The sequence below is a fragment of the Rhodococcus sp. ACPA1 genome (assembly GCF_002300195.1).
Lineage (GTDB): Bacteria > Actinomycetota > Actinomycetes > Mycobacteriales > Mycobacteriaceae > Rhodococcus_F > Rhodococcus_F opacus.
In genome coordinates this window covers 168,133-193,912 of record NZ_NSDX01000003.1, presented here as the reverse complement: position 1 = coordinate 193,912, position 25,780 = coordinate 168,133, and the positions used below count along the sequence as shown (strand labels likewise).

At 66.3% G+C, this 25,780-nt stretch carries 25 protein-coding genes; 14 read left to right on the top strand and 11 right to left on the bottom strand.

The features are described from left to right. Nucleotides 1-10 precede the first annotated feature (10 nt). Entirely contained in the window at nt 11-1,159 is a 1,149-nt protein-coding gene (locus tag CJ177_RS11440) for a CaiB/BaiF CoA-transferase family protein (RefSeq protein WP_025433419.1), read from the top strand. On the opposite strand, the gene CJ177_RS11435 is transcribed toward CJ177_RS11440, so the two are convergent. Next, nucleotides 1,149-1,550, bottom strand: a complete 402-nt coding sequence (locus CJ177_RS11435) for a VOC family protein (RefSeq protein WP_005250410.1) — start codon at nt 1,548-1,550, stop codon at nt 1,149-1,151. The genes CJ177_RS11440 and CJ177_RS11435 overlap by 11 nt on opposite strands. Nucleotides 1,551-1,879: 329 nt before the next feature. Between CJ177_RS11435 and CJ177_RS11430 the strand changes: the two genes are divergently transcribed. From CJ177_RS11430 to CJ177_RS11420, 3 genes are all read left to right on the top strand, one after another. Next, nucleotides 1,880-2,152: a WhiB family transcriptional regulator gene (locus CJ177_RS11430; protein WP_005250408.1), complete on the top strand. Its 273-nt coding sequence runs from the start codon at nt 1,880-1,882 to the stop codon at nt 2,150-2,152. Between the two features lie 233 nt (nt 2,153-2,385). Next, nucleotides 2,386-3,816: an aldehyde dehydrogenase gene (locus CJ177_RS11425; protein WP_061042135.1), complete on the top strand. Its 1,431-nt coding sequence runs from the start codon at nt 2,386-2,388 to the stop codon at nt 3,814-3,816. 168 nt (nt 3,817-3,984) lie between these two features. Further along, the gene (locus tag CJ177_RS11420) at nt 3,985-4,464 is read left to right on the top strand and encodes a hypothetical protein (protein WP_143548683.1); all 480 of its coding nucleotides are present in this window, start codon (nt 3,985-3,987) and stop codon (nt 4,462-4,464) included. Between the two features lie 73 nt (nt 4,465-4,537). Here the strand turns inward: CJ177_RS11420 and CJ177_RS11415 are convergent, their stop codons facing one another. Further along, entirely contained in the window at nt 4,538-7,807 is a 3,270-nt protein-coding gene (locus CJ177_RS11415; protein ID WP_095867774.1) for a protein kinase, read from the bottom strand. 210 nt (nt 7,808-8,017) lie between these two features. Between CJ177_RS11415 and CJ177_RS11410 the strand changes: the two genes are divergently transcribed. Continuing rightward, complete coding sequence (locus CJ177_RS11410; RefSeq protein WP_005250400.1) at nt 8,018-8,446, top strand: MarR family winged helix-turn-helix transcriptional regulator; 429 nt, start codon at nt 8,018-8,020, stop codon at nt 8,444-8,446. Beyond that, nucleotides 8,430-9,866, top strand: coding sequence for an MFS transporter (locus tag CJ177_RS11405; RefSeq protein WP_095867773.1), 1,437 nt, complete (start codon nt 8,430-8,432; stop codon nt 9,864-9,866). Before CJ177_RS11410 ends, CJ177_RS11405 begins: the two co-directional genes overlap by 17 nt. Before the next feature lie 79 nt (nt 9,867-9,945). Here the strand turns inward: CJ177_RS11405 and CJ177_RS11400 are convergent, their stop codons facing one another. Genes CJ177_RS11400 through CJ177_RS11385 form a run of 4 tightly spaced genes read right to left on the bottom strand, consistent with a single transcriptional unit; the run spans nt 9,946 to nt 14,061 of the window. Beyond that, the gene (locus CJ177_RS11400) at nt 9,946-11,142 is read right to left on the bottom strand and encodes an acetyl-CoA C-acetyltransferase (RefSeq protein WP_095867772.1); all 1,197 of its coding nucleotides are present in this window, start codon (nt 11,140-11,142) and stop codon (nt 9,946-9,948) included. A gap of 16 nt (nt 11,143-11,158) precedes the next feature. Continuing rightward, on the bottom strand, nt 11,159-11,611 hold the full coding sequence (locus CJ177_RS11395) for a MaoC family dehydratase (protein WP_073366442.1): 453 nt from the start codon (nt 11,609-11,611) through the stop codon (nt 11,159-11,161). A 46-nt stretch (nt 11,612-11,657) separates the two neighbouring features. Further along, a complete protein-coding gene (locus CJ177_RS11390; protein ID WP_095867771.1) occupies nt 11,658-12,881 on the bottom strand; it encodes an acetyl-CoA C-acetyltransferase in 1,224 nt (407 codons plus the stop codon). Nucleotides 12,882-12,885: 4 nt separating this feature from the next. After that, a complete protein-coding gene (locus CJ177_RS11385; protein ID WP_095867770.1) occupies nt 12,886-14,061 on the bottom strand; it encodes an acyl-CoA dehydrogenase family protein in 1,176 nt (391 codons plus the stop codon). 231 nt (nt 14,062-14,292) lie between these two features. Here CJ177_RS11385 and CJ177_RS11380 point away from each other — a divergent pair, with 231 nt between their 5' ends. From CJ177_RS11380 to CJ177_RS11365, 4 genes are read left to right on the top strand one after another with little or no spacing between them, the layout of a single operon-like run. Then, nucleotides 14,293-14,643 (top strand): 4-coumarate--CoA ligase, encoded by a 351-nt coding sequence (locus CJ177_RS11380; RefSeq protein WP_005250389.1) that lies wholly within the window; start codon nt 14,293-14,295, stop codon nt 14,641-14,643. 22 nt (nt 14,644-14,665) lie between these two features. Then, on the top strand, nt 14,666-15,856 hold the full coding sequence (locus CJ177_RS11375) for an acyl-CoA dehydrogenase family protein (RefSeq protein WP_005568547.1): 1,191 nt from the start codon (nt 14,666-14,668) through the stop codon (nt 15,854-15,856). A 14-nt stretch (nt 15,857-15,870) separates the two neighbouring features. Next, a complete protein-coding gene (gene fabG / locus CJ177_RS11370; RefSeq protein ID WP_005250385.1) occupies nt 15,871-16,614 on the top strand; it encodes a 3-oxoacyl-ACP reductase FabG in 744 nt (247 codons plus the stop codon). 41 nt (nt 16,615-16,655) lie between these two features. After that, the gene (locus tag CJ177_RS11365; protein ID WP_005250384.1) at nt 16,656-17,525 is read left to right on the top strand and encodes a LysR family transcriptional regulator; all 870 of its coding nucleotides are present in this window, start codon (nt 16,656-16,658) and stop codon (nt 17,523-17,525) included. On the opposite strand, the gene CJ177_RS11360 is transcribed toward CJ177_RS11365, so the two are convergent. Further along, on the bottom strand, nt 17,465-18,358 hold the full coding sequence (locus CJ177_RS11360) for a LysR family transcriptional regulator (RefSeq protein WP_025433423.1): 894 nt from the start codon (nt 18,356-18,358) through the stop codon (nt 17,465-17,467). The genes CJ177_RS11365 and CJ177_RS11360 overlap by 61 nt on opposite strands. 55 nt (nt 18,359-18,413) lie before the next feature. Then, nucleotides 18,414-19,136, bottom strand: a complete 723-nt coding sequence (locus tag CJ177_RS11355; protein WP_257014482.1) for an N-acyl homoserine lactonase family protein — start codon at nt 19,134-19,136, stop codon at nt 18,414-18,416. A gap of 150 nt (nt 19,137-19,286) precedes the next feature. Between CJ177_RS11355 and CJ177_RS11350 the strand changes: the two genes are divergently transcribed. Both CJ177_RS11350 and CJ177_RS11345 read left to right on the top strand, forming a co-directional pair. After that, on the top strand, nt 19,287-20,771 hold the full coding sequence (locus CJ177_RS11350; RefSeq protein WP_095867769.1) for an aldehyde dehydrogenase: 1,485 nt from the start codon (nt 19,287-19,289) through the stop codon (nt 20,769-20,771). A gap of 38 nt (nt 20,772-20,809) precedes the next feature. Next, a complete protein-coding gene (locus tag CJ177_RS11345) occupies nt 20,810-21,928 on the top strand; it encodes an NDMA-dependent alcohol dehydrogenase (RefSeq protein ID WP_095867768.1) in 1,119 nt (372 codons plus the stop codon). 55 nt (nt 21,929-21,983) lie between these two features. On the opposite strand, the gene CJ177_RS11340 is transcribed toward CJ177_RS11345, so the two are convergent. Beyond that, nucleotides 21,984-23,270 carry an MFS transporter gene (locus CJ177_RS11340; protein WP_095867767.1) on the bottom strand — a complete coding sequence of 429 codons (1,287 nt, stop codon included), beginning with the start codon at nt 23,268-23,270 and terminating at the stop codon, nt 21,984-21,986. Nucleotides 23,271-23,562: 292 nt separating this feature from the next. On the opposite strand from CJ177_RS11340, the gene CJ177_RS11335 reads away from it, so the two are divergent. Beyond that, nucleotides 23,563-24,255, top strand: coding sequence for a GntR family transcriptional regulator (locus CJ177_RS11335; protein WP_080578304.1), 693 nt, complete (start codon nt 23,563-23,565; stop codon nt 24,253-24,255). A 26-nt stretch (nt 24,256-24,281) separates the two neighbouring features. On the opposite strand, the gene CJ177_RS11330 is transcribed toward CJ177_RS11335, so the two are convergent. Together CJ177_RS11330 and CJ177_RS47375 are read right to left on the bottom strand one after the other, a co-directional pair. Then, nucleotides 24,282-25,103: an AraC family transcriptional regulator gene (locus CJ177_RS11330; RefSeq protein WP_257014481.1), complete on the bottom strand. Its 822-nt coding sequence runs from the start codon at nt 25,101-25,103 to the stop codon at nt 24,282-24,284. Further along, nucleotides 25,100-25,324, bottom strand: a complete 225-nt coding sequence (locus CJ177_RS47375; RefSeq protein ID WP_179443207.1) for a hypothetical protein — start codon at nt 25,322-25,324, stop codon at nt 25,100-25,102. Before CJ177_RS47375 ends, CJ177_RS11330 begins: the two co-directional genes overlap by 4 nt. Nucleotides 25,325-25,561: 237 nt before the next feature. Here CJ177_RS47375 and CJ177_RS48295 point away from each other — a divergent pair, with 237 nt between their 5' ends. Next, entirely contained in the window at nt 25,562-25,780 is a 219-nt protein-coding gene (locus CJ177_RS48295) for a hypothetical protein (protein ID WP_025433425.1), read from the top strand.

Here is a 25,780-nt window from a genome sequence, read left to right as displayed (position 1 = left end):
GAGTAAGACGATGCTGCGTGATCTGCCGTTATCGGGAGTTGTCGTGGTCGAGCTGGGCGACAGTGCCTCGGCACCGTTCAGTGGGAAGATCCTCGCGGAACTCGGCGCCGAGGTGTGGAAGGTGGAGCGCCCGTCGGGCGACTCCGCCCGTGGCTGGGGACCCAGCACCTGGAAGGGCAGCGGCGCCGCCTTCCATGCGCTCAATCGCGGCAAGCGCTGCATCAGCATCGACATCAAGGATCGAGACCAGCTGAAGACGCTGCACACGCTGATCGCCGAACGCGCCGACGTCTTCATCCACAACCTCCGGCCGGGTTCCAGCGCGAAATACGGTCTGGACGCCGACAGCCTCCGGGTGACGAAGCCGGAGTTGATCTATTGCGAGATCGGCGCGTTCGGACACGTCGGCCCGCTGAACACGCTCCCCGGATACGACCCGCTGATGCAGGCGTTCTCCGGAATCATGAGCATCACGGGTGAGGAGGGACAGCCCCCGGTACGGGCAGGGGTGTCCATCATCGACTTCGGGTCCGCGATGTGGGCGGTGATCGGCATCCTGTCGGCGCTGCACCGCCGTCAGGTGAAGCACTCCGGTGCGACGGTCAACGCGTCGCTCCTCGAGACTGCCATGGCCTGGATGTCGATCGGCGTGGCGAACTACAACGCCGACGGCGAACCCGGTGGCCGCCACGGGTCGGGTGTCGCTTTCATCGTCCCGCACCGCGCGTACTCGACCAGCGACGGCGATCTGATCGTCAGTTGCGCCAACGATGCGCTGTTCGCGCGCCTCTGTGCGGCACTCGGACATCCGGAGTGGTCGACCGACGACCGCTTCGCCACCAACGCGGGACGGTTGCAGAACCGGGCCGAGATCGACCGGCTGATCGGTGAGCAACTGGGGAAGGAAACACGCGCCCACTGGCAGGAACTGCTGCAGGGTGCCGGCATCCCGTCGGCACCGATCCAGACCACCGCCGAAGTCCTCGCCCACGAGCACACCCACGCGCTGGGAATCATCGGCTCGCCGTCCGAGGACGAGATCGGTCTGGTCGGTCTGCCCCTGTCGTTCGACGGCCGCCGTCCGCCGCCCCTGCATGCGGCCCGCGACATCGGGGCGGACAACGACCAACTTCCCGAAGTGCTGAAGATCAGACCCTGAGAGAGGTGCCCGGCTGGTATTCCGATAGCTCGATGAGATTTCCGTCCGGATCGCGGATGTACACACTCGTCATCAGCCCTCGAGCGCCGTGGCGCTGGACAGGACCTACTTCCACCGGCACACCTCTGCCGGACAGCTCGCCGACAACCACGTCGATGGACTCTTCGACGATCAAGCAGACGTCGGCACTGCCTGGTTGCGCGTGCCGAGCGTTCGGTTCGACCTCGTTCCCGTGCTGGTGCAAATTGATCTTGCTGCGACCGAACAGCAATGCCCGGCGATCGTCGCCGTAGCGATGTTCGGACATCCCCAGAATCGTCGTATAGAACTCGACGGTGGTGTCGATGTCGGCAACAGTCAGCACGAAATGATCGACGTGCGCGATATGCATGTGAATCGTCCGTTTCCGTCTCGGGCAATCCATCGCTCAGTTCACCTGCGCCCGAGCACCCTCGGTGCCCGCACTGAGCATTTTCTGCAGAATTGTTCCGAAAGTCAAAGATGCGGAAGCTAACCCGAGGTAAGCCTCACCCTATGGATCGTAACTTTCACTCCCCCTTGCGTTTCTGTGTGCTTAAGCCCACTCTTGACACTTACGCCGCATTGCCGAATATTCACCTGTGGCTGAACTCTTCTCGTGCAGGCGAGAATCATTGTTCAGAAGGAGATAATTCCCAAAGGCCTAACGCACGCCGCGAAGCCAGGAAAGCACTGTGAACCATGAATCTCGCATCACACGTCGATCGTGACGATTGGCGACCACAGGCGCGTTGCCGTGGCATGGACATCGCCGTCTTCTATATGGATGGCGAAGACAATCGCACATGTTCACGCCGTCAGGAGCAGCAAGCGAAGGCGATCTGCCGCCAATGCCCGGTGATCAGCGAATGCCGAACAAGCGCGATTCATTTCGGAGAGCAACACGGAATCTGGGGTGGCCTGAACCCGAACGAGCTTCGCGCCGCGCGCAAGTGGAGTCGATGGCAAAGATAGCCGATCAATTGTCGCGGCCATGGGGGTGCTGGTGGCCCCTCCCACGTCGGCTTCGAGATACGTAAGATCAGGCCAGAGGGCACACTCGATCGGCTCGCCGAATTGAATTCGTCGGATCACTCGGCCCTCATCCGACATCGGCAGACGTCGCATTACCCGTGCCGACGTTCAGGTCGGGGCATCCATCATTTCTTGCCGCCATCACAATGCGGTGGGACCAGGAGGACACAAGAATGGTCACGAACCACGAATCCCATTACGTCGGCGGCGAGTACCGGGCCGCCCACTCCACCGAGACAATCTCCGTCGTCAATCCGTCGACGGAGGAAGTCTTTGCCTCCATCGTCGACGGTGACTCCTCCGATATCGACGCGGCCGTACAGGTCGCCGACACCGCCGGTGTCACGTGGGCCGCCACCCCTCCGTCCGAACGAGCCGCTTCCCTGCGCCGGCTGGCCGACACTTACGAAGGCCGTATCGATGAGATCGCTGCGCTGGTGACGCGGCAGAACGGCACTCCGATCAGCGTGTCCCGGGCGATGCAGCAGCAAGTTCCGCGGTACTACCGGTATTTCGCCTCGCTCGCCGACACCCTCGTCGAAGAGGAACCACTGGAAACGTCCATCGGTGACGCGCTCCTGCAGCGGCGGCCGGTCGGCGTGGTGGGGGCGATCACCCCGTGGAACGGCCCCCAGCCCCTGCTCGCGTGGAAGATCGGACCGGCACTCGCGGCAGGATGCACCGCCGTGATCAAGCCGGCACCAGAAACTTCGCTCGATGCTTTTCTCTTCGCGGAAATCGCCACCGAAGCGGGTATCCCCGCCGGCGTCGTCAACGTCGTCACGGGAGGCCGCGAGACCGGCACCGCCCTCGTCGAGCATCCGCTGGTCCGCAAGATCGCCTTCACCGGCTCCACCGTCGCCGGCAAGGCCATCGCCGAGACCTGCGGTAGGGACCTCAAGCGGGTAACGCTCGAACTGGGCGGCAAGTCGGCCGCCATCCTGCTCGAGGACGTCGATCTCGACGCCTTCAAGCCGTTCGTGGCAACCGCGTGCTCACCGAACACCGGCCAGATTTGCCGGTCCCTGACCCGGGTGCTCGCACCCCGATCGCGGTACGACGAAGTAGTCGACGCTGTCAGTGCCGCGATGAGCGAGATCCCGATCGGCGATCCCACCGATCCCGCCAACCTGTTCGGCCCCCTGGTGTCCGAACGGCAGCGGGATCGCGTCGAGTCGTACCTGGAGCTGGGACAACGCGAAGGAGCGAAGGTCGTCGTCGGCGGGGGCCGATCCACGGCGAACGACCGGGGTTTCTACATCGAGCCGACCGTCTTCCGTGACGTCACCAACGACATGCGCATCGCCCGTGAAGAGATCTTCGGCCCGGTCCTCGTCGTCATCGCCTACGAGAACGAGGACGAGGCCATCGCCATCGCCAACGACTCCGAGTACGGCCTCGGCGGCGGGGTCTTCTCTCCGGACCGCGAGCACGCCACCGCCGTCGCCCGACGCATCGTGACCGGCACGATCGGAGTCAACAGCGCGTCGTTCCCGACGGAGGCTCCATTCGGCGGCGTCAAGAACAGCGGCATGGGTAGAGAACTCGGGCCCAGCAGCCTCGAACCGTACCTGGAGCTCAAAACGATCTTCCGTAGTGCCTGACAGCTGCCCCTCCAGATCAGCGCGCACGCACTGGCCCCAGGATCCCACCGAGATCTTTCACCGGCCGGATCCTGGAGAAGAGGGCACGCCCGCGAAGGTCGAATAGTGCGAAAACACCTCATGACAGGCTCGGAGCGGCCGGCACACGCCACCGACAGGCGGCATGTGATGCACCGCGAGGCACTCGGCCGCGCTGCGCTGCGGGGGCTGAAGCCCGGACCGCCCCTCCAGGATCCTGCCCGTCTGCTGCGCGTGGCAGTCGGCATGATCGTCGCGGCGATCGGCGGCTACTTACTGCACGACTTCGGAGAGCAGGTCCTGATCTGTGTCGGTGCGTTCCTCGGGGGCATCGCATCCTTGATGCCACACAACCGCTCCGGTCTGGGAGCAGCCGTCCTCACCGGAACAGCCGAGATCTTCGCCGCGGCCACCGGGATCCTCTTACACGGACTGTGGTGGCTCATCCTCCCCATTCCCTTCATCGGCTTGTTGACCGCCGGGATCCTGCGTGGAGTGGCGCTGAGCATCAGCATGCGGCTCCTCGTCGTCACGATCATCTTCGTCGACTTCGCCGAGATCACCCCCTCCCTGCCAGTCGGTTGCTCCACTCTCGCGCCGCGAGGATGGTTCTCTCATCTCCCGAACTAAAACGGTTGTACGAGATGGCCGACGCTTTCGAGCGGTAGTCGGACGGCGCTAATTTCTCCCGCTCTCGCACGGCCTAATCGTGTGCCCGCTCCACGACCCAGGCCGCGACCTGGGTCCGGGAGGTGAAGCCCAGTTTGGCCAGGATGTGCTCCACATGTCCTTGTGCGGTGCGGGGTGAGATCACCAGTCGGTCGGCGATGGCCTGATTGGTCAGGCCTTCGGCGATCAGGTCGGCGACTTGGCGTTCCCGCTTGGTCAGTCGCGTCGACGCGGCGGTGGCGGGTGTGGAGGTGTCGGCCTGTTGCTCGTGGAGGGCGTAGGCGATCGCCGCGTCGAAGCCGAGTTGTTCGCCCTTGCGGTGGGCCGCGCCGAATGCTTTGTCCCCGAGCTCCTGCCGGGCCTTCTGTGCATATTCTTCTTGGTAGAGAATCAGATTGGTATGTATGACCGCCGTACTGCTGATCGACCGCGCCAGCCCGTCCGCGGCTCCCATCAGAACTGCGGCCCGGAGTGCCTCGCGACGTTCGAAGCTGATCCAGGCGAGCGCTTCGAGGCAGGCTGCAGCGACGCGGGGGCTGCGCACCTGCTTGGTCAGTTTCAGTGATTGTTCGATAAGCTGCACCGAACGACTTGCATCACCCTGCTTCCACACAGCAATTCCCAAGGCCCACAGCGAATGCGATCGGTACATCGTCTCACCGTGCGCTTCCGTGATCGCGAGCGCACGTTCGTGGCACTCGATCGCCTGGTCCGTCCGGCCGGACAGTCCATAGGCCAGACCTAACGGGTACAGGATGGCTACTTGGAGCAGTTGATCTCCGCGTTCGGTGAACTCGGCGAGCGCGATGTCCAGTTGCGAGCACGCTCGCGCGAGATCACCGCTGTAGAGGGCCAGCATGCCGTCGGCGCAGTCGACGTAGGCGCGCAGGAGGGGATCCCTCGTGTCGGCGGTGAGAGTCCGCGCCTCCTCGACGAGCGCTGTCGCGGCCTGAAGGTCGCCCTGAGCGAAAGCCATTACGCTGTGGCTGTAGAGCGCCTTGATCGAATCCAGGGTGGGCGGGCCGCTCTGGCGGACGAGCAGTTGGTCGTACCACCGTCGCCCCTCGCTGTAGAGGCCTTGGGAGCTCCAGAACAGGAACAGTGCCACGGCGATGCGTAGGCCGGCGGCGGGGTCGTCGTCGACGCTGAACTCGAGGGCCTCCCGCAGATTCGCGTGTTCCCGCTTCAGCCGGGCGATCCAGTCGAGTTGGCGGGCGCTGATCCACTCGGCTTCCGCATCGAGCGCCAATGCCTCGTACCAGTCCCGGTGCCGTCGACGCAAAGCCACAGCCTCACCGGTCTGCTCGAGTTTCTCGAAGCCGTACTCGCGGAGGGTCTCGAGCATCCGGAACCGCACCACCGACCCGTGCTCTTCGCGGATCAGGATCGACTTCTCCACCAACGAGGTCAGCGTGTCCAACAGTTCGTCCGAGTCGAGGCCCTCGCCACACACCTGCTCCGCGGCATCGAGTTCGAAGCTTCCCGCGAACACCGCCACCCGTCCCCACACCAGTTGTTCACCGGCGGTGCACAACTCGAAACTCCAGTCGATGCACAACCGCAGGGTCTGTTGCCGCGTCGGCGCACCCCGGCTGCCCCGAGTCAGCAGGGTATAGCGGTCGGTCAGCCGCCCCAGGATCTGCTCCGGCGACATCGCCCGCAACCGCGCCGCCGCCAACTCGATCGGCAACGGCAACCCGTCGAGACGACGGCATATCCCCGCCACCGCCACCGCGTTCTCCTCGGTGACCGCGAAACCCGGAACCGCGGCAGCGGCACGCTCGACGAACAACGTCACCGCATCGTATTTCGGCAAACCCCGCAGCGAGGGCTTCCGGTCGGGATCCGGGACGGCCAGCGGGGGGACCCGCAGCACTGCCTCCCCGCCGATGCCGAGGGGTTCACGGCTGGTGGCCAGCATCCGCAACCGCGGACTCACCCGCAGCAGGTGGGCGGCGAGTTCGGCGACGGCATCCACCACCTGCTCACAATTGTCGAGAACCAACAGCATTTCCTGTACCGCCAGGTGCTCGAGAAGGACCTCACGCAACGGCCGTGCCGAATGGTCCCGCACCCCGACGGCGGAGGCCACCGCATCGACCAGCGACGACCCGTCACGCAGTTCACCCAACTCGACCAGGCGAACACCGTCGGCGTACTCGCGCTGCACGGCGGACGCGACCCGCATCGCCAGCCGCGTCTTGCCGACACCCCCGATCCCGGTCAACGTCACCAGCCGCGACCCGGCCAGCAGATTCTTCGCCTCGGTCAACTCGTAGCGGCGGCCGACGAAACTGGTCAGCTCCAAGGGAAGACTTCCCGTCGCGCCCCCTGTGGAGGGCGCCGGCGATCCTCGCCCGCCGCGCGAGGTCGATGGCTCCCCGTCCCCCTGCGCATCGAGTTCGGCTCGTAGCGCCATCTCGTCGACCGGGAGGCCGTGGTCGCGTTGCAGACCTCGCAGCTGTTCCCCGAAGTCGGCGGCAGTGGCCGGGCGCTGACCGGGCTCGCGGGACATCGCCCGGGCGATCACCGCGGACACATCCTCGGGAATCCCGTGCTCACGCAGATCCGGCACCGCCTGCGTGGTGATCCGCAGAAACTGCGCGACCACCTGCTCACCGCTGCGCCGCTCGAACGCGGCATGGCCGGTGAGGGCGCTGAACAGGGTGGCGCCGAGCCCGTAGACGTCGGCGGCCGGACTCGGCGGGTCACCGCCGAGCACCTCCGGCGCGGTGTACGCCGGCGACCCGGTGACCGCACCGGTGGCCGTCTCGAAACCACCGGAAATGTGCGCGATACCGAAATCCGCCAACTCCGGCTCGCCGTACTCGGAAAGCAGAATGTTCGCCGGTTTGACGTCGCGATGCAGGATGCCGAGCCGGTGCGCCGTCTCCACCGCACCCGCCATCTTCACCCCCACCCGAAGCACCTGATCCAACGGCAGCGGACCGCCCTGCCGGACCCGGGCCTCCAGCGAATCCTGCGGGTGATACGGCATCACGATGTAGGGACGGCCGCCGTCGGTGGCACCGACCTGCAGAATGTTGACGATGTTCGGGTGCCCGGTCAGCCGCCCCATCGCCCGCTGTTCCCGGAAGAATCGGGCCTTGTTCTCGTCGTCGAGTTCGACGGTGAGCACCTTCACCGCGACCGTGCGATCCAGGTCCGCCTGGGAGCAGCGGTAGACGACGCCGAAACCGCCGCGGCCGATCTCCTGAACATCAGCGAAACCAGCTCCACCGAGTTCGGCGGCCGGGGACGGCGGCGGGTACCGCTGAGTGTCGAGCGGATCACCTTCACCCATCGGACGGTCTACTCACCCCGTCGGCTCATCGATCCCGCGCCCTGGCTCCGACGGCACGACCAGCGCGGATACAACCGTGGACTCACCTCTCGATGGCGTCCTTCTGAGGATATCGCTGACGGTGATCGGTGCGGGCGATCCTGGCCGCTGCCGGTGTGAGCCTCCCCATTTAGTCAATCAAATTGATCAATTTGATTGTACGCTTTGCTCATGATCACCGAACAGGCCACCGCGCAGGTCCTGCGGGAAGCACTGCGCCCGATCTGGCGACAGCTCACCGCAGGCAGGTCGATCTCGGTCGGCAAGATCGGCGTGCTCGCCTACCTGTCGAAGCACGGACAAACGTCTGCCTCGACACTCGCTGCTGCCGAGAAGATCAGCCCACAGGCAATAGCCAATGCGGTGCGCGAACTCGAGAGTCTCGGCCTGGTTGTGCGCACCCCCGACGAGCAGGATCGACGCCGAATCTGGATCGAACTCACCGATGCCGGTCGGGAGAGGCTGGCGCAGGAGCGGTCGCAAGGCCTGGACTGGCTGGAACACGCCATCGCGGAACGGCTGACGGACGAGGAGAAGAAGACTCTCGACTCCGTCGTCCCGATTCTGCGCAAGTTGGTGGACGATGCCCCAGTCGACTGATTCCACCACGCGTCCCCGATTACTGCCGGCCCTGGCGTATGCCGCCCTGACGACCGCGATCGTCAGTTCACTCGGCATGCTCCTGGTGCCCACGATCTCCCACGACATGCACGTCGAGGTGAGCACCGGTCAATGGATGCTCACTGTCAACCTCCTGGTCGGCGCGGTCGCAACACCGATCATGGGCCGGCTGAGCGACGGCCCCCACAAGAAGCGCCTGCTCCTGTTCTCCCTGACCACGATCCTCGTCGGGTCGATCGTTGCGGCCGCCGCTCCCAACTTCACCGTCTTCCTGATCGGACGCGCGTTGCAGGGACTCACCTACGGAATCGTTCCGGTGACGATCGCTCTGGCCCGCCGCTATCTCCCCGAGAACCAGGCCCGGCTCGGCATCTCCAGCCTGTCGGTGACGGTGACGACAGGCCTGGGACTCGGATACCCCCTGACCGGCATCCTCGCCGATCTGCTCGGGTTCCGTTTCGCCTTCTGGTTCGCGGCGCTGTTCCTGATCACCACCATCCTCGTCGTGTGGCGTGTCGTTCCCGCAGGCCCCGACGAGCAGGCACCACGCAACACCCTCGACGTACCGGGCGCACTGCTGGTGGGTACCGGACTCGCGTCCCTCCTCGTCGCCGTCAGCGAGGGCTCCCGGTGGGGCTGGGGCTCGCCGTGGACCCTCGGATTCTTCGCCGGGGCGGCGACACTGCTGACGGCGTGGTCCCTCGTCGAACTGCGCACCCCCTACCCGCTGATCAACCTGCGGGTACTGCGCAACGGTGACGTGCTGGTCGCGAACAGCACCGCGATCGGCCTCGGCGCCGCGATGTACATCGGACTCTCGATCGGCAGCCTCATCGCCCAGGCGCCCGCCTCGACCGGATACGGGATCGCGCTGCCCCTGTTCTGGGCCGGATTCGTGATGCTTCCCCTGTCGGTGGCGAGTTTCGGCGCGAATCGACTCGTCCGCGCGGTCTCGCACCGGATCCGCATGAGGACTCTGCTGCTCGTCGGTGCAGGCCTCGTGACGGCCTCGAGCATGCTCCTCTGGGTCGCCCACAACGCGCTGTGGGAAATCCTGATCGGGATGTTGGGATTCGGGGCCGGGATGGGCATGACGTACGCGGCGATGCCGGCCCTGATCGCCCGCAGCGTCGCCGACACCGAACTCGGCAGCGCAGTGAGCTTCAACCAGGTGCTGCGTACCGTCGGCGGCTCGTTCGGCAGCGCCCTCGCAGGTGCGGTGCTCGCCGCCAACCTGGCACCGGACCTACTTCCCACCGAAAACGGAATCAGGCTCGCTCTCGCCGTGGGTGCCATCGGGTGCGCGGTCGTCTTCGTCGCGCTCCTCGTCAATCACGTGATGTCGCGTCCGCCGACCCCGGTGTCGGAGCCGGCGGACGCGCATATCAGTCGGCTATAGGGCGTGTTTCCCGATCCCTCTCGGATGCACCTGGCGATTGGGCGCCAGGAGCGCCGAAATGGGGATCGGGAGACACGCCCTACGCACCCTCGACGATGGCGGCCATTCCCTGCCCGCCACCGATGCACATCGTGAGAAGCGCCTTGCCGCCGCCGCGCCTCCGCAATTCATGCAGGGCCGTGGTCGTCATCCGCGCACCGGTGGCACCGATGGGATGCCCGAGCGAGATACCGGACCCGTTGACGTTGAGTCGGTCCCGATCCTCTAAACCCCACTCCTTCAGGACGCCGAGCACCTGGCACGCGAACGCCTCGTTCAGCTCGATCAGCGTGAAATCGTCGAAGCTCGCGCCGGTTCTGCGGAACAGCTTCGACGCGGCCGCGACCGGTCCGAGGCCCATCAGTCCCGGTTCGCACCCGGCTGCGGCCCACCCGGTGAGGAAGCCCAGCGGCTCGAGCCCGAGTTCGTCGAGTTGGTCCTCGGCGACGACGAGCATCGACGACGCCGCGTCGTTCTGCTGACTCGCGTTGCCCGCGGTGACGACGCCGTCCGGGAGAGCGCTGCGCAGCCGCGCCAGCGTCTCGGGCGTGGTTTCGGGGCGGATGCCCTCGTCCCGGGAGACGACGGCGACGTTGCCCTTCCGGTCGGTGATCTTCACCTCGATCACCTCGTCATCGAACTTGCCTGCCTCCCACGCGGCGTGGGCCTTCGCGTGGCTTTCGGCGGCGAACGCGTCCGACTCCTCGCGGCCGATTCCGCACCGCGACGCGACGTTCTCGGCGGTCTCGATCATTCCGCTGATCTTCCCGAACCGCCATTCCGGCTGGGAGCGTTCCCGCCCGCGGTCGAGGCGATCGTAGAGGTTCAGCGACCCGGCGCGAGTACCCCAGCGGGCACCGGTGGTGTAGTGCTCGATGTTACTCATCGACTCGACGCCGCCGGCGAGCACGACGTCGGCTGCGCCGGTCTGCACCATCATCGACGCGGTCACGAGTGCCTGTAGTCCGGTGCCGCACCGGCGGTCGGTCTGGAGCCCGGCGACGTGGATCGGCAGTCCCGCTTCGAGGGCCGCCCACCGCCCGATGCACGGGGCCTCGGAGTTGGCGTACGACTGCCCCATCACGACGTCCTCGATGAGGAGTGGGTCGATCCCCGACCGGGCCACGGTCTCTTTGATCACGGTGGCGGCCAACGTCTCTGCCGGAACGTCACGCAGTGCGCCGCCGAAACGGCCGACCGCGGTGCGGACCGGGGCGACCAGTGCTGCTCTTCGCATGTTCTTTCCTCGTGTCTCAGGGAACCAGGACGCGGACAGTCTCGGCGACACACGCCGGCTTGCCCTCACCCTGGATCTCGATGGTGTACTTGACGACCACTTGTGCGCCCTGCTTCGTCTGCTCGACCGACACGATCTCGCCCCCGGCCCGCACCTTCGCCCCGACCTTCACCGGCTGAGGGAAGCGAACCTTGTTGAGACCGTAGTTGATCACCAGCTTCACGCCGTCGACGCGCATGAGGTCGGCGCCGAGCTTCGGCAGCAGTGACAGCGTGAGGTAGCCGTGGGCAATGGCGGCGCCGAACGGGCCCTCGGCGGCACGCTCGGGATCGACGTGGATCCACTGGTGGTCACCGGTGGCGTCGGCGAACACGTTCACGCGTTCCTGCGTGATCTCGAGCCAGTCGCTGTGGCCGAGATGTTCGCCGACTGCGGATTCGACGTCGTCGATTCCCTGGAATACACGCATGACACTCTTTTCGGGTCGGCCCGGTACCGGGCGGAAGGGGAAACGGCTAGATGTTGACGTTCTCGAACACGGCCGCGATGCCCTGCCCACCGCCGATGCACATCGTCTCGATGCCGTAGCGGGCCTGGCGACGATCCAGTTCGCGGAGCAGATTGGCCAGGATGCGACCGCCGGTGGCGCCGACGGGGTGGCCGAGGGAGATTCCGGATCCGTTGACGTTGAACCGGTCTCGCATGTCGGACCCGTCGAACTTCCACTCCCGCGCGCACGCCAGTACCTGCGCTGCGAACGCCTCGTTGATCTCGAGGAGGTCGATGTCGTCGAGGGTGAGCTTCGCCCGGGTGAGGGCCTTGTCGACGGCCGGGACCGGGCCGATGCCCATCCGGTTCGGCTCCACTCCGGCGACACCCCAGCTCACGAGCCGGGCGAACGGGCGCAGGCCCAGACGTTCCGCGTTCTCGGGGGTGGTGACGATCGCGGCTGCGGCGGCGTCGTTCTGACCGCACGCGTTGCCCGCGGTGACGGTGGCCTCCGGGTCGACCCGCGACCGGATGGGCCGCAGCGCCGACAACGACTCGGCCGTGACGTCGCGGCGCGGGTGCTCGTCGGTGGTGTGGACGACGGGGTCCTTGCCGCGCTTGCCCGGCACGGTCACCGGGATCGTCTCGGCGTCGAACAGTCCGCCGTCCTGCGCCCGGACAGCGCGCGCGTGGGATTCGGCGGCGTACGCGTCCTGCTCCTCGCGGCTGATCGAGTACTCGCGCCGGAGGTTCTCCGCGGTTTCGATCATGCCGCCCTCGACGGGGAAGTTCACGCCGCCGGAGTTGGTGCGGGGCTTGGCCAACCGGTCGTGGAACTCTACCGACGCACCCTTGACGCCCCAGCGCATTCCGGTGCTGTAGAACTCGGTCTGGCTCATCGACTCGGCGCCGCCCGCGATCACCAGATCGCTCATCCCGGTCTGCACCTGCATGGCCGCATAGATGACCGCCTGCAACCCGGAGCCGCAGCGGCGGTCGAGTTGGATCCCGGGCACGGTGACGTCGAGGCCGGCGTCGAGCGCAGCGATCCGGCCGATGGCCGCCGCCTCGCCGTTGGCGTAGCCCTGACCGAAGATGACGTCGTCGATGTCGTCGGACGTGATCGACGTCCGTTCGATCAGGCCCTTCAACACCGTCGACGCGAGGGTGGTGACGGGGACGTCGCGGTACATGCCGCCGAATCCCCCGACGGGGGTGCGGACGGGTTCACAGATCACTGCTTCGTACATGGGCTCAGAGTGCTTTCTTCGCTTCGCGGACGAGGCCGCCGCCGATGATCAGGCGCTGAATCTCGCTGGTGCCCTCGTACAGGCGCAGCAACCGGACCTCACGGTAGATCCGTTCCACCGGAACGTCTCTCATGTAACCGGTGCCGCCGTGTACCTGCACCGCGAGGTCGGCGACCTTGCCGGCCATCTCCGTGCAGTACAGCTTCGCCACGGACGGAGAGATACGACGATCCTCACCGCTGACATACTTCTGCGCCGCGTCCCGCACCAGCGCGCGGCCCGCGGACACGCCCACCTGCTGGTCGGCGAGCATGGCCTGCACCAACTGGAAGTCACCGATCGGGGTGCCGCCCTGCTTCGTGACCGCCGCGAAGGCGACGGACTCGTCGAGCGCCCGCTGAGCGCTACCGACGGCGAGGGCGGCAATGTGCACGCGACCCCGGGCCAGCGACGTCATGGCGGCGCGGTAGCCGGCCTCCTCACTGCCGCCGACCAGAGCGGATTCGGGGACGGTGACGTCGTCGAACGCGACCTCCGCGGTCCAGGCACCCTCCTGGCCCATCTTCTTGTCCTTCGGCCCGACCACGACACCGGCGGTGTCGGCGGGGACGAGGAACACCGCGATGCCGGTGCCGGTGCCGGTCTCGTCGGCGGGACGGGTGCGGGCGAAGACCACGAACAGATCGGCCAACGGCGCGTTGGTGATGAACCGCTTGGTGCCGTTGATCGTCCACTTGCCGTCCTTCAGGACGGCGCGGGTGGTCAGGCCCGCCGGGTTCGACCCGGCCTCCGGCTCGGTCAGCGCGAACGACGCGACCACGTCACCGGACGCGATGCGCTCGAGCCATTCCGACTTCTGTTCGTCCGTACCGAAATTCACCAGCACCTGGCCCGCGATCCCGTTGTTGGTGCCGAACATCGACCGCAACGCCAGGCTCGTGTACCCGAACTCCATGGCCAGTTCCACGTCCTGCGTGAGGTCGAGTCCGAGCCCGCCCCACTGCTGCGGGATGGCGTACCCGAACAGACCCATCTCCGCCGCCTTGCGGCGAATGTCGTCCGGAATCAGGTCCTTTTCCGCGATTTCATTTTCCCTGGGAATTACTTCCTTCTGAATAAAGGTTCTCGTCTGCGCGAGAATGTCCTTGAAGTCTTCGTCACTCACTTCGCGTTCAGCCATGAAGGTGAATATCCAGCAACCCGGCCTCGCTGTCAAGCGAGTGCCACGAACGAGAACGCGCAGCGCAGACGGCATTTACGACCCATAGGAAGAGGGAAACTGTCGGTTTCCTACAGCGTCTTTGACCACGGCGGTCCGAGGCACTTCAATAGGTGTCAGTGTCCGGAGGAATTGTCCGGGCATATTCACGAACAATGAAATTTCCCGGCGAGATGGAACTCGATATTCGACATGGTTGGCAGACCCGAGGACGCACTCCTCTACAAGGGCTACACCGTCGATCCGCACGAATTGGAACAGCTGTTGCTGTCACGACGAGGCATTCTCGACGTCGTGGTGGTCGGCCGCTCCGTTCCCGGGGTCGGGGAGATGCCCGTCGCATTCGTGGTGGCAGAAACCACGGCGCACATCACCGCCGAGGAACTGATCGAGTTCGTGGCGGCCACGGTGCCGCCGTACAAGAAGGTGCGCGAGGTGGTCTTCGTCGACGAGTTGCCCCTGTCCCCACGGGGTGCGGTCCTGCGGTCCGCGTTGCGCGACCGTCTGAACGACGTGCACGCCGAGCAGAGTACGGAGAAATGATGAATACGGGACAGGTGGAACGATGACACGACTGGCGCAGACCGCCGGGCTCACGGATACCCAGGGCGAGATCGTCTCGGCGGTACGTGAGTTCGTGGACAAGGCGATCATTCCGCAGGCGCAGGAGCTCGAACATTCCGACACGTACCCGACGGCCATCGTCGAGCAGATGAAGGAGATGGGCCTGTTCGGGCTCACCATCCCCGAGGAGTACGGCGGCATCGGGGAATCCCTCCTCACCTACGCACTGTGCGTCGAGGAGATCGCGCGGGGATGGATGAGCGTGTCCGGGGTGATCAACACCCATTTCATCGTGGCGCACATGATCGCGAATCACGGCACACCCGAACAGAAGGCCCACTACCTGCCGCGCATGGCGACGGGTGAACTGCGCGGCGCGTTCTCGATGTCCGAGCCCGAACTGGGTTCCGACGTCGCCGCCATCCGGACCAAGGCGGCCCGGGCAGCGGACGGCAACTACGTGATCGACGGCCAGAAGATGTGGCTGACCAACGGCGGGTCGTCGACGCTGGTGGCGGTGCTGGTCCGCACCGAGGAGGGTGCGGCGAAGCCCCACGACAACCTCACCGCGTTCCTGATCGAGAAGCCCGCCGGGTTCGGCGAGGTGCTTCCCGGGCTCACGATCCCCGGGAAGATCGACAAGATGGGCTACAAGGGCATCGACACCACCGAGATGGTGTTCAGCGGTTACCAGGCCGCGGCGGACACGATCCTCGGCGGCGACCCGGGCCGCGGCTTCCGGCAGATGATGGACGGCGTCGAGGTCGGCCGCGTCAACGTCGCCGCCCGCGCGTGCGGGATCGCACAGCGCGCATTCGAACTCGGCGTGAAATATGCGAAGACTCGGGAGACGTTCGGTTCGCCGATCGCCGAACACCAGGCGATCGCGTTCCGGATCGCGGAGATGGCGACCAAGGTCGAGGCGGCACACCTGATGATGGTGAATGCGGCGCGGCTCAAGGACTCCGGGGAACGCAACGACGTCGCGGCCGGGATGGCCAAGTACCTCGCGAGCGAGTTCTGCTCGGAGGTGACGCAGGACAGCTTCCGGATCCACGGCGGCTACGGCTATTCCAAGGAATACGAGATCGAACGCCTCATGCGGGAGGCACCGTTCCTCCTCATCGGCGAGGGCACCAGCGACATTCAGAAGCAGATCATCAGCCGCGGGCTGCTGCGTTCGTACAACTGAGGAAGGAAGAATCAATGACACTTCTCGAGGGACGGGTCGCCGTCGTCACGGGCGCGGCCCAGGGCATCGGTTTCGAGATGGCCCGGAAGTTTGCGAGTGAGGGCGCGTCGGTCGTCCTCGGCGACATGCACGCCGAGAACGTCAAGGCCGCCGCCGGAAAGCTGGAGGCCGACGGCTTCCAGGCCGTCGCCGTCGCCTGTGACGTGACCGATCCGGATCAGATGCAGAACCTGGGAAAAACGGCGCTCGACGCGTTCGGCTCGATGGACGTGTGGGTCAACAACGCCGGCATCACCCGCGACGCGACGCTGCGCAAGATGTCGCTCGCCGATTTCCGCTCCGTCATCGACGTGCACTTGCAGGGCGCATGGCTGGGCACTCAGATCGCGTCGATCGCGATGCGGGAGGCCGGCAAGGGTTCGATCGTGAACATCTCGTCGATCTCGGGCAAGGTCGGCATGGTCGGGCAGACGAACTACAGCGCCGCGAAGGCCGGCATGGTGGGCCTGACCAAGGCGGCCGCGAAGGAGGTCGCCCACCTCGGGGTCCGGGTCAACGCGATCCAGCCCGGCGTGGTGAACACCGACATGATCCGCGCCCTGCGCGCCGACATCATCGAGGCGAAGCTCAAGGAGGTCCCGATGGGCCGCGGTGCCGAGCCGGAGGAGATCGCGAACGTCGCACTGTTCCTCGCGTCCGATCTGTCCAGCTACATGACGGGCACCGTTCTCGAAGTCACCGGCGGACGTCACATCTGACGTCCGGCGGATCGACGACTCGTACGCAGTAGTCTGCACTGGTGGAGTCGCGTCACGTCGAGTACTTTCTCGCCACCGTCGACAACGACGGCCTCGCGCTCGCGGCCGAGGCCCTGGGCGTCACCAAGCCGTCGTTGTCGAAGGGGCTGCGCAATCTCGAGCGTGACCTCGGCGTCGAACTGTTCCACCGCGTTGGCCGCGGCCTGGTGCTCAGTGCGGCGGGAAAGGCATTCGTCGGTCCGGCGCGGAAGATCGTGCGAGACCTGGTGGCCGCCGAGAGTTCACTCGTCGATGTCTCGGGACTGCCGCGCGGCCGGCTCGACATCTGCGCGTCGGCGCACGTCGCGGAAGGCCCTGTCACGGAACTGATCGGGTCCTTCCGCAAGCAGTATCCCGGCGTGGTCGTCCGGCTCGCCGACCTGCGGCCGGTCGACGTCATCGCCTCGCTGATCCGCGACGGACACTGCGAGATCGCCTTCAGCCATTTCCCCTTCGCTGCAGCCGGATTGACGACGCGCGTCCTCGGAATCCACGAGTACTGGCTGGTGGTTCCGCACGACGCCGAGATCGACTGGCGGGATCCGTTCCCCCTCGACGACCTTCCGAATATTCCCGTGGTGGGGTTGCCCAAGGAGTCGTCGTCGCGCACCGTCATCGAGAAGGCACTGCAGGCCGCTGGGAGCCGGACGATCATGTCGGCCGTCGTCGAGCAGCGGGAAGCCGTCGGCGCGTTCGTCGTCGAGGGCGTAGGAATGTCGTTCATGGAACGCACCCTCGCGGAACGGGCCGCGGTCGGCGGCGCCCGGATCTGTACCCTCGACCCGCCGATCACCGTCCCGTACGGGGTGATCTACGACGAAGCCCGGCTGTCTCCGGCCGGACGCGCGTTCCTCGATACGCTCGCGCCGTGAGCCTCGTCGAGCGCGGCGATGAACGCCGCCGCCGCGGGCGGAAGCGGATCCGGTCGATGGACGAGACCGATGGTGCGCACCTCCGGCGGTGCGAGCGAGCGCACCACGACGCCCGGCAGTTCCTGCTCGGCGACGCGCCGCGGGAGCAGGGTCGCCCCCGCGCCCTGGACGACCAGTTCCCACATCGACTGACGATGCGCACACTCGACGGCGATGTTGTTCACCGGCAGTCGTGGCCGCGACCCGATCTCGACGATCATGGGAATGTCGGCAAGCAGGTCGACGGGCACCGGATCGGGTAGCTCGATCGCCAGATCGGCGTGGAGCGCGAGCACGATTTCCTGTTCCCCCACCATCCGGAACTCGAGCCCCTGGTGGTCGACGAGCAGTTCGGTGAGCCCGAGGTCGCACTCACCCGACCGGACCGCGCGGCCCACACCGTCCGGAACGTCCGCCGACACCGTGGCCAGGACCACGCGCGGGTACTGCCGATGGAACCGGCCGACGATCCGCGGAAGCGGATCGGCGGCAAGAGAATTGAGAACTGCGATCGTGAGGGTGCCGGACCGCAGTTCGGCGACGTCGTGCACGACGGCCCGCGCCCGCTCCACATCGGCGAGGACCTGCCGCGCCGCATGCGCGAACGACGTGCCCGCCGGGGTGATCCGCAGCTTCCGTCCTCCACGATCGAACAGTTCGACACCCAGATCGCGCTCGAGAGTCCGGATCGCCTGCGACAGCGACGGCTGCGCGATGAACAGCGCCCGCGCGGCCTCGGTGATGCTGCCGTGATCGGCCACGGCGACGAGGTACTCGGCGTCCCGGATGTCCACCAGTCGAGTCTAGCCATCGCGAGGGCCGAAGCGGCCAGCCGTCGCCTCCGTCGGTCTAGACGACCTGCCGCCCGTTCACACGGAGCCGGTTCCAATCGTCGATGTCGTGATTGACGCACACTGTCGTATTCGGTTGGCTGCGCAGCAACTTCAACTTCTTCAACGATTCGATCGCGTCGGCGGTGTCGGAGTCGGCCGGCATGCCGACGCAACAGCTGATGTTGTCCTGGATGTGCGCGACGTCGCCGGACAGGACCAGCGTGCTCCCGTCCGGCAGGCGGAGCTGCAGCCCGAGTGAACCCGGTGTGTGCCCGGGCATCGACAGCACGACGACACTGCCGTCCCCGAACATGTCGTGGTCGTATCCGGCGGGCACCTCCATCCAGTCGATCCGATCGGCCGCGTCGAGATCCTCCTGACGGAAGAAGGCCGTGACGTGGTTGTCGGGCGTGCGCGCGTACCGGAGCTCCCCGGATCCGATGTATCCCTGCGCCCCGGCGAAATGCTCCAGGCCGCCGGTGTGATCGAAGTGGAGATGCGAGATCACCACCCGTTTCACGTCGGCCGTGCCGAATCCGAGCGACTCGAGTTGGCGGTCGAGTGCGCGTTCCGCAGGGAATTCGATGGTGAAAATCTCCGCGAGCGGGCCGTACGTGGAGGCGGGATCGCCGGCACCGGCGAGACCGGTGTCGAAGAGGAGCAATCCGTGCTCCGGGTGCTCGATCAGGAACGAGGGCGCGGGCAGGGACACCAGCTCGCCGCCCGCGCCCAAGATCATGATGCTCTTGTCGACCTTCTCGCGCTCACGAGTGCGCTACGCCACGCATGACATACAAAGCGCCATGCGTCACACGAATTTTATATATTCTGTACTATGCACTTGCAACGTTGTGGCGCGATCGGTCACAGAATCACTCGGAGGTAGCAGATGACGCCGACTACCGGTGTTCAGGCGTTGAAAGAACTCATCGAGCCGGAACGACTGCTGATCGACGGTTCGTGGGTGCCCGCGGCCGAGGGTGCGTCGTTCCCGGCGATCGATCCCGGTACCGGAGAGCAGGTGGCCCGGGTGGCCGAAGGCTCCGAGGCCGACGTCGACGCCGCGGTGTCCGCCGCCCGCCGCTCCTTCGGCGAGGGGCGGTGGCTGCGATTGTCGGGCCAGCAACGGTCGGTGATCCTGTGGCGCATCGCCGAGACGCTCGAGAGCAGGGTCGACGAACTCGCCGCGCTGGAGAGCATGGACGCGGGCATGCCGGTCTCGCAGGCGCGCCTCATGGTCGGCGAGGCGGTCAATCAGTTCCGGTATTTCGCCGGCTGGGCCGACAAGGTCGAGGGGAAGAGCGTCGAGATCGGCCCCGCCGACATGCGTTTCCAGGGATACACCCGCAAGGAAGCGGTCGGTGTGGCCGCACTGATCGTGCCGTGGAACGCGCCGATCGTCGCGATCGCGCAGAAACTGGCGCCCGCGCTCGCCGCCGGGTGCTCGTGTGTGCTCAAACCGTCGGAGGAGGCGTCACTGACCGCGCTGGCCGTGGGCCGGCTGGTCCTCGACGCGGGACTGCCGCCCGGCGTCGTCAACGTCGTCACCGGATTCGGGCCGCGGGTCGGCGCTCCGCTCGCCGCGCACCCCGGCGTCGACAAGGTGAGCTTCACCGGGTCGACCCAGGTCGGTAGGCAGATCGTGCAGGCCGCCGCAGGCAACCTCAAGAAGGTCTCGCTCGAACTCGGCGGCAAGTCGGCGATGATCGTGCTGCCGGACGCGGACCTCGACACCGTGATCCCCGGCGTCGGGATCGGGATCTTCTGGAATTCCGGCCAGATCTGCACGTCCGGCTCCCGGCTGTTCGTCCACCGCGACATCGCCGACGAGGTGGCCGACGGGGTCGCCGAGTTCAGCCGAAACCTGAAGGTCGGTTACGGCGCCGACCCGGACGCCGACCTGGGGCCCCTCATCTCGCAGCGCCACCTCGACCGGGTGAACGGATATGTCGAGGGCGGGATCGCGGCCGGGGCCCGGGTCGTGGCCGGCGGCAAGCGAATCGGCGACAAGGGCTACTTCTACGAGCCGACCGTGGTGGTCGACGCCGACCCCTCGATGGCGATGATCCGCGAAGAGATCTTCGGTCCGGTGCTCGGCGTCATGAAGTTCACCGACATCGACGCTGCCGTCGCCGCCGCCAACGACACCGAGTACGGCCTCGCCGGCAGCGTCTGGACGCGGGACGTCGCCCGCGCCCATTCGATCGCTCATCGGCTGCGGGCGAGCCGGATCGGCATCAACGTCCACCGGGCGGGCGGTGTGCAGATGCCGGTCGGCGGTTACAAGCAGTCCGGCTGGGGCCGCGAGAACGGTGCCGAGGCACTGGCCGAATACCTCGAGACGAAGTCCGTGGTCACCCGGCTCTCCGACTGACCCCAGAACATCCCATCCACCGACCCCAAGGAGAAAGCATGAGAACCCGCGGCGCAGTCATTCGGCAGATCCCCGGCGAACTCGAGGTCATCGACCTCGAACTGGAGGATCCCCGCGAAGACGAGGTGCAGGTCAAGCTCGTCGCGAGCGGCATGTGCCACTCCGACGACCACCACGTCACCGGGGACATTCCGGTCGGCATGTACCCGTTCGCCCTCGGCCACGAGGGCGCAGGCATCGTCACGAAGGCCTCCCCCAACTACAAGGGCATCGAGGTCGGCGACCACGTCGTCTTCTCCGCGATCCCGTCCTGCGGCCACTGCCGCTGGTGTTCGAGCAATCTGCAGAGTCTGTGCAATCTCGCCGCCGGCATCCTCGCCGGACCGCGCTGGACGGACGGCACGTTCCGGGTGCACACGACGGACGGGACGCCGGTCGGTCAGATGTGCGGGATCTCGACCTTCCTCGAGACCACGACGGTCTCCATCAACTCGGTGGTCAAGATCGACAAGGACATCCCCCTCGACAAGGCCTGCCTCGTCGGATGCGGGGTGAGCACCGGCTGGGGATCGGCGGTGAACCTCGGCAACGTCGAACCCGGGCACACCGTCATCGTCATGGGCATCGGCGGACTCGGATCCGCCGCACTGCAGGGCGCCCGGCACGCCGGAGCGTCGCACGTCATCGCCGTCGACCCCGTCGCCTTCAAACGGGACAGCGCGAAGACGTTCGGCGCGACCCACGCCGTCGCGACCATCGAGGAAGCGGCCGAACTCGCCAAACAGTCCACCAACGGGCAGGGCGCGGACGCCCTCGTCATCACCGTCGGCGTCCTCGAACCCGAACACGTCGCCCAGGCACTGGCCGCGGTCCGCAAGGCCGGCACCGTCGTCGTCACCGCCGTCGGCGAACACTCCCGCGTCGGTCTGCCGATCCCGATCGCCGACCTGACCCTGTCCCAGAAGCGGCTGCAGGGATGCGTCTTCGGCTCGACCAACGGCACCTGGGACGTCAACCGGCTGCTGAACATGTACAAGGCCGGCCAGCTCAACCTCGACGACATGATCACCCGCACCTACCGGCTCGACGACATCAACCAGGGATACCGAGATCTGAAAGACGGCAAGAACATCCGAGGCGTCATCCTGTTCGACTGAGGATGACCGTTCGAGACCGAAGGACCGCCCGGGAGGATCCCGGGCGGTCCTTCGGCTACTCCGGAGCAACGAGTAAGCGGGGTTCCAGGCTCGACGTCTCGGTCTCGACGGCACGGGTGACGCGTATGAGAGCCGTCGCCACCACCGCCGCCAGCACGAGAGGCACGATGACCGCGAGGTACATCGTGCGCGGCGTCATCACGCTGAGCGCGTAACCCGCGATGATCGGCGACAGAATGGCTCCACCGCGCGCGACACCCATCATCGCGCCGTATCCCTGGGCACGGGCGAGCACGGGGTAGACCGCCGTCGAGGTCGAGGTGTACCCGGACATGGCGGCGTAGGTGCCGCCGCCGAGCAACCCCGCCATCGCCAGTGCGAACGGGCCTTGGAGCGTGACCGCGAAACCCGCGATTGCCACGGCGGACACGACGGAGGTGACGAGCGCGATCCGCGCCCCGGGGAACCGCAACCCGAAGGCACCGAACAAGCATCCCCCGACTACCGCACCGAAGCTGATCATGATGCCGGCGAGAGCGCCGCTGCCCGCGTCACCACTGGCGTCCTTGATGAGCTGCGGTGTCCAGGTGCTCACGAAGTAGTACCCGGCGGTGAGCATCGAATACCCGAACGCCAGGAGCACGGTACGAGATCGCAGTTCCCTGCCGAGCAAACGGGTCGCGCGATCCGGTGCGGCGACCGCCGGATCGGACTGCCCCTTCGTGCCCTTCCGTGCGAGGAAGTCCTCCGATTCCCGGAGGAACGCGGCGGTCACGACGAACGACAGGACCCCCAGCACGGAGCCGATCCAGAACATGCCCTGCCATGCCCCACCCGCCACCGAGACGAGTCCCGCGCCGGCGAACCCGGCGAGCATCGTGCCGAGCGGGTACCCGATCATGACCAGCCCGAGCGCCACACTTCGCCGATTGGGCGGGACGGCCTCCTGGCACAGGACGATGATGACGACGCTGATGGTCCCGATCGCGATGCCCGTGACGAACCGGGTCACGAGGAGCGTCTCGAAACCGGTCGAGAGCGCCGACGCCGCCAGTCCGACCGTGTTGGCGGCAAGGCCGGCCAGCAGGACGCGCCGTCGGCCGATGACATCCGCGAAGCGGGCGAGGCCGATCGCGCCCACCGCCATTCCGGCGAGCGCGGCGCTGATCAGATAGCCCTTCTGCGGATTGGTGGCAAACCCTTCCGGTAGGTGCGGCATCGCAAAACCCATGACGAGGACGTCATAGCCGTCCAGCATGTTCAGGAACATGCAGAAGAACACGGTCGCAATCTGATACGGGCGCACACCCGCCCTCGCCGTCCCATCCTTCGTACCGGGCATCAGGTCCCTCTCACTCGACTCGTCGACGTGTCCGCGCGCAGTCCGTCAGGAACGACCGACCCCCGCGGCACATGCGATCTGGATCACAGTGAAGAAATATATGATGCGTTGTGGATTATGTCCAGGTGATGCGCAATATTTCCCGGCGGTGGTACGAGCATCGACTCACAGGAAGGCGCGACGCCGCACGACAGCGGCCGGCAGGTCAGCCTTGCCGGGCGCCGCGGTCGAGCAGCGGGGCGCGAATGGTACATTATGTCGAGTCTCTGAATCCGGGAAGGTGCGACCGACGATGGCCCTGAATGACAGATCAAGGCGACAGCAACTTCCAGAGGAAGTTGCCTCGTACGTACGCGAGATGATCATTTCCGGCGAGGTGCGCGCGGGCGATTTCCTCCGCATCGAGCGGATTGCCGAAGCCGTGGGAGTCAGCACGACACCCGTGCGAGAGGGGCTCCTTGCGCTCCGGAGCGAAGGCTTCGTCGAGATGGTTCCCCGGCGCGGCTTCGTCGTGGCCCCGTTCACCAAGCAAGACGTGCGCGACCTCTTCTGGGCTCAGGCGCAACTGGCCGGTGAACTGGCCGCCCGGGCCGCGAAGAACATCACCCCCCAGCAGATCGCAGAGCTCGAGGGAATCCTCCAGCAGCACCAGGACGCCATCGCCAAGGGCGACACCGAACGTATCGCCTCCCTCGGTCACGCATTCCACCGCAAGATCAATCTGACCGCGGACTCTCCGCGCCTTGCCCGCCTCCTGGGCTCCGTCGTCACGAATCTTCCCAACCGCTTCTACGCCACCATCGAGGGCCACATCACCACCACGCAGGAGGAGCACCCCGTGCTGCTCGAGGCGTTGCGGAAGCACGCGGGCAAGAAGGCGAAGACGCTCATGGAATCGCACATCCTGGACGGCGCGGATCACCTGATCGAGGAACTCGAGCAGCGCGGGCTGTGGGATGCCGACGACGAGGCGAACGCGGGCTGATGAGCAGCCTGCCGCCGTCCCCGTTCTCAGCGCCGCGCGCGCTGCACCGTTTCCGAGGGTAGGAATCCGAACCGCGATCGGTATTGCTGGGCGAAGCGACCGGGATGAAAGAAGCCCCACCGCGCCGCGATATCGGTGACAGATCCCGCTGCGCTGCAGATGAGTTCGCGGTGTACCCGGTCGAGTCGTACGCCGCGCAGGTAGGCGGTGGGTGACATTCCGACCACTTCCCGAAATCCCGCCTGCAACGCGCGCTCGCTCACTCCGGCCATCGTCGCGAGATCGGCGGTGGTGATGTCGTCTTCCGGATGCCGGTCGATGTAGTCGACGATCTCGCGAATCTTGGATCGCCGGGTGTGGGCGGGCTTTCCGTGCAACTCCGGGGTGAGCTGGCTCGGCACGGTCATGAGCAGTTGAGTCATGAGCGCCGACTCGAGCTCGTGACAGGCCGCCGGAATCGTGGAGATGCCATCCGGCCTGGTGAGCTCGGCATACAGGAACCCGGCGGTCGCGACGAGCGCCTGACCCGAACTGGACGTCAGGTCGAACGTCAGGTCGAACCGGATCTCCTCACCGATCGGGCGTCCGGCCAGCTTCGCCGCATGGGCTTCGAGCGGATCCTTCGGCAACTTGATGTGGTACTGCCAGGAATCCGCACTCCACTGCACCAGCACGGGCGCCTGCGGACCGAACGCCACACCCGCTTCGCCGGCGACGAAGCTCCGCCGTACGCCACTCTGCTCCACGGTGCTCTCACCCGTCACCGGCAGATTGACGTGGTAGCAGAGCCGCATCGGCGGCCCGGTCAGGGTCGCCGCGGCTCCGTACGACATCCGACCGATCGTCAACCGCGGCGCAGGAGCGAGATCGAGTCGGAAATCCAGTTCTCGGCTGTTCGGAACCGTACCAGACGCTGGTCTCGGCGCCGAGCGTTGCGGCGCCGATCACCGCGGCCGTCGGCGTGGACGTCGTGGCCCGCAAACGTCTCCGCGACCTGTGCGTGTGCGGTATCGAGATCCGCCGTGCGGAAGCTGAGCTGCCGGTCTGCGCCGGCGTGTCGGCGATGCACGCGCTGTTACCTCCTCCGACCGTCGTAGCCCGACGGCCTCGAACGGCTCGACTACGGATAATACATCATATTCACGAGTCTGTGCAGGTCGCGCACGCATTCCAGTTTCCCCGGTACGAAAAGTGGACGTCGACCTTCGCCAGAAGGATTGTGACCCAGATCCCATCGAACCTACCGTCGTGACGACCAGCGCATCCGCGTTGTGGCCGCCCCCGAACACATGGAGCTGTGCCCACCATGACCGAAGATCACGACACCCCAACGACATTGGTTCTCGAACGAACCCCCGCAGACGGCTACTGCCCACGATGCGGCGCCGAGGAACTCCGCCGCTACCCCGTGGTGTCCGAGGGCGGCTGGTTCCAGGTCCTCAAATGCCAGAACTGCCTGCTGTCCCTGGATCGGTCACCGTGGTCCCGGCTCGGGCCGATCCAACTTCTCACCGACCTGCTCTAA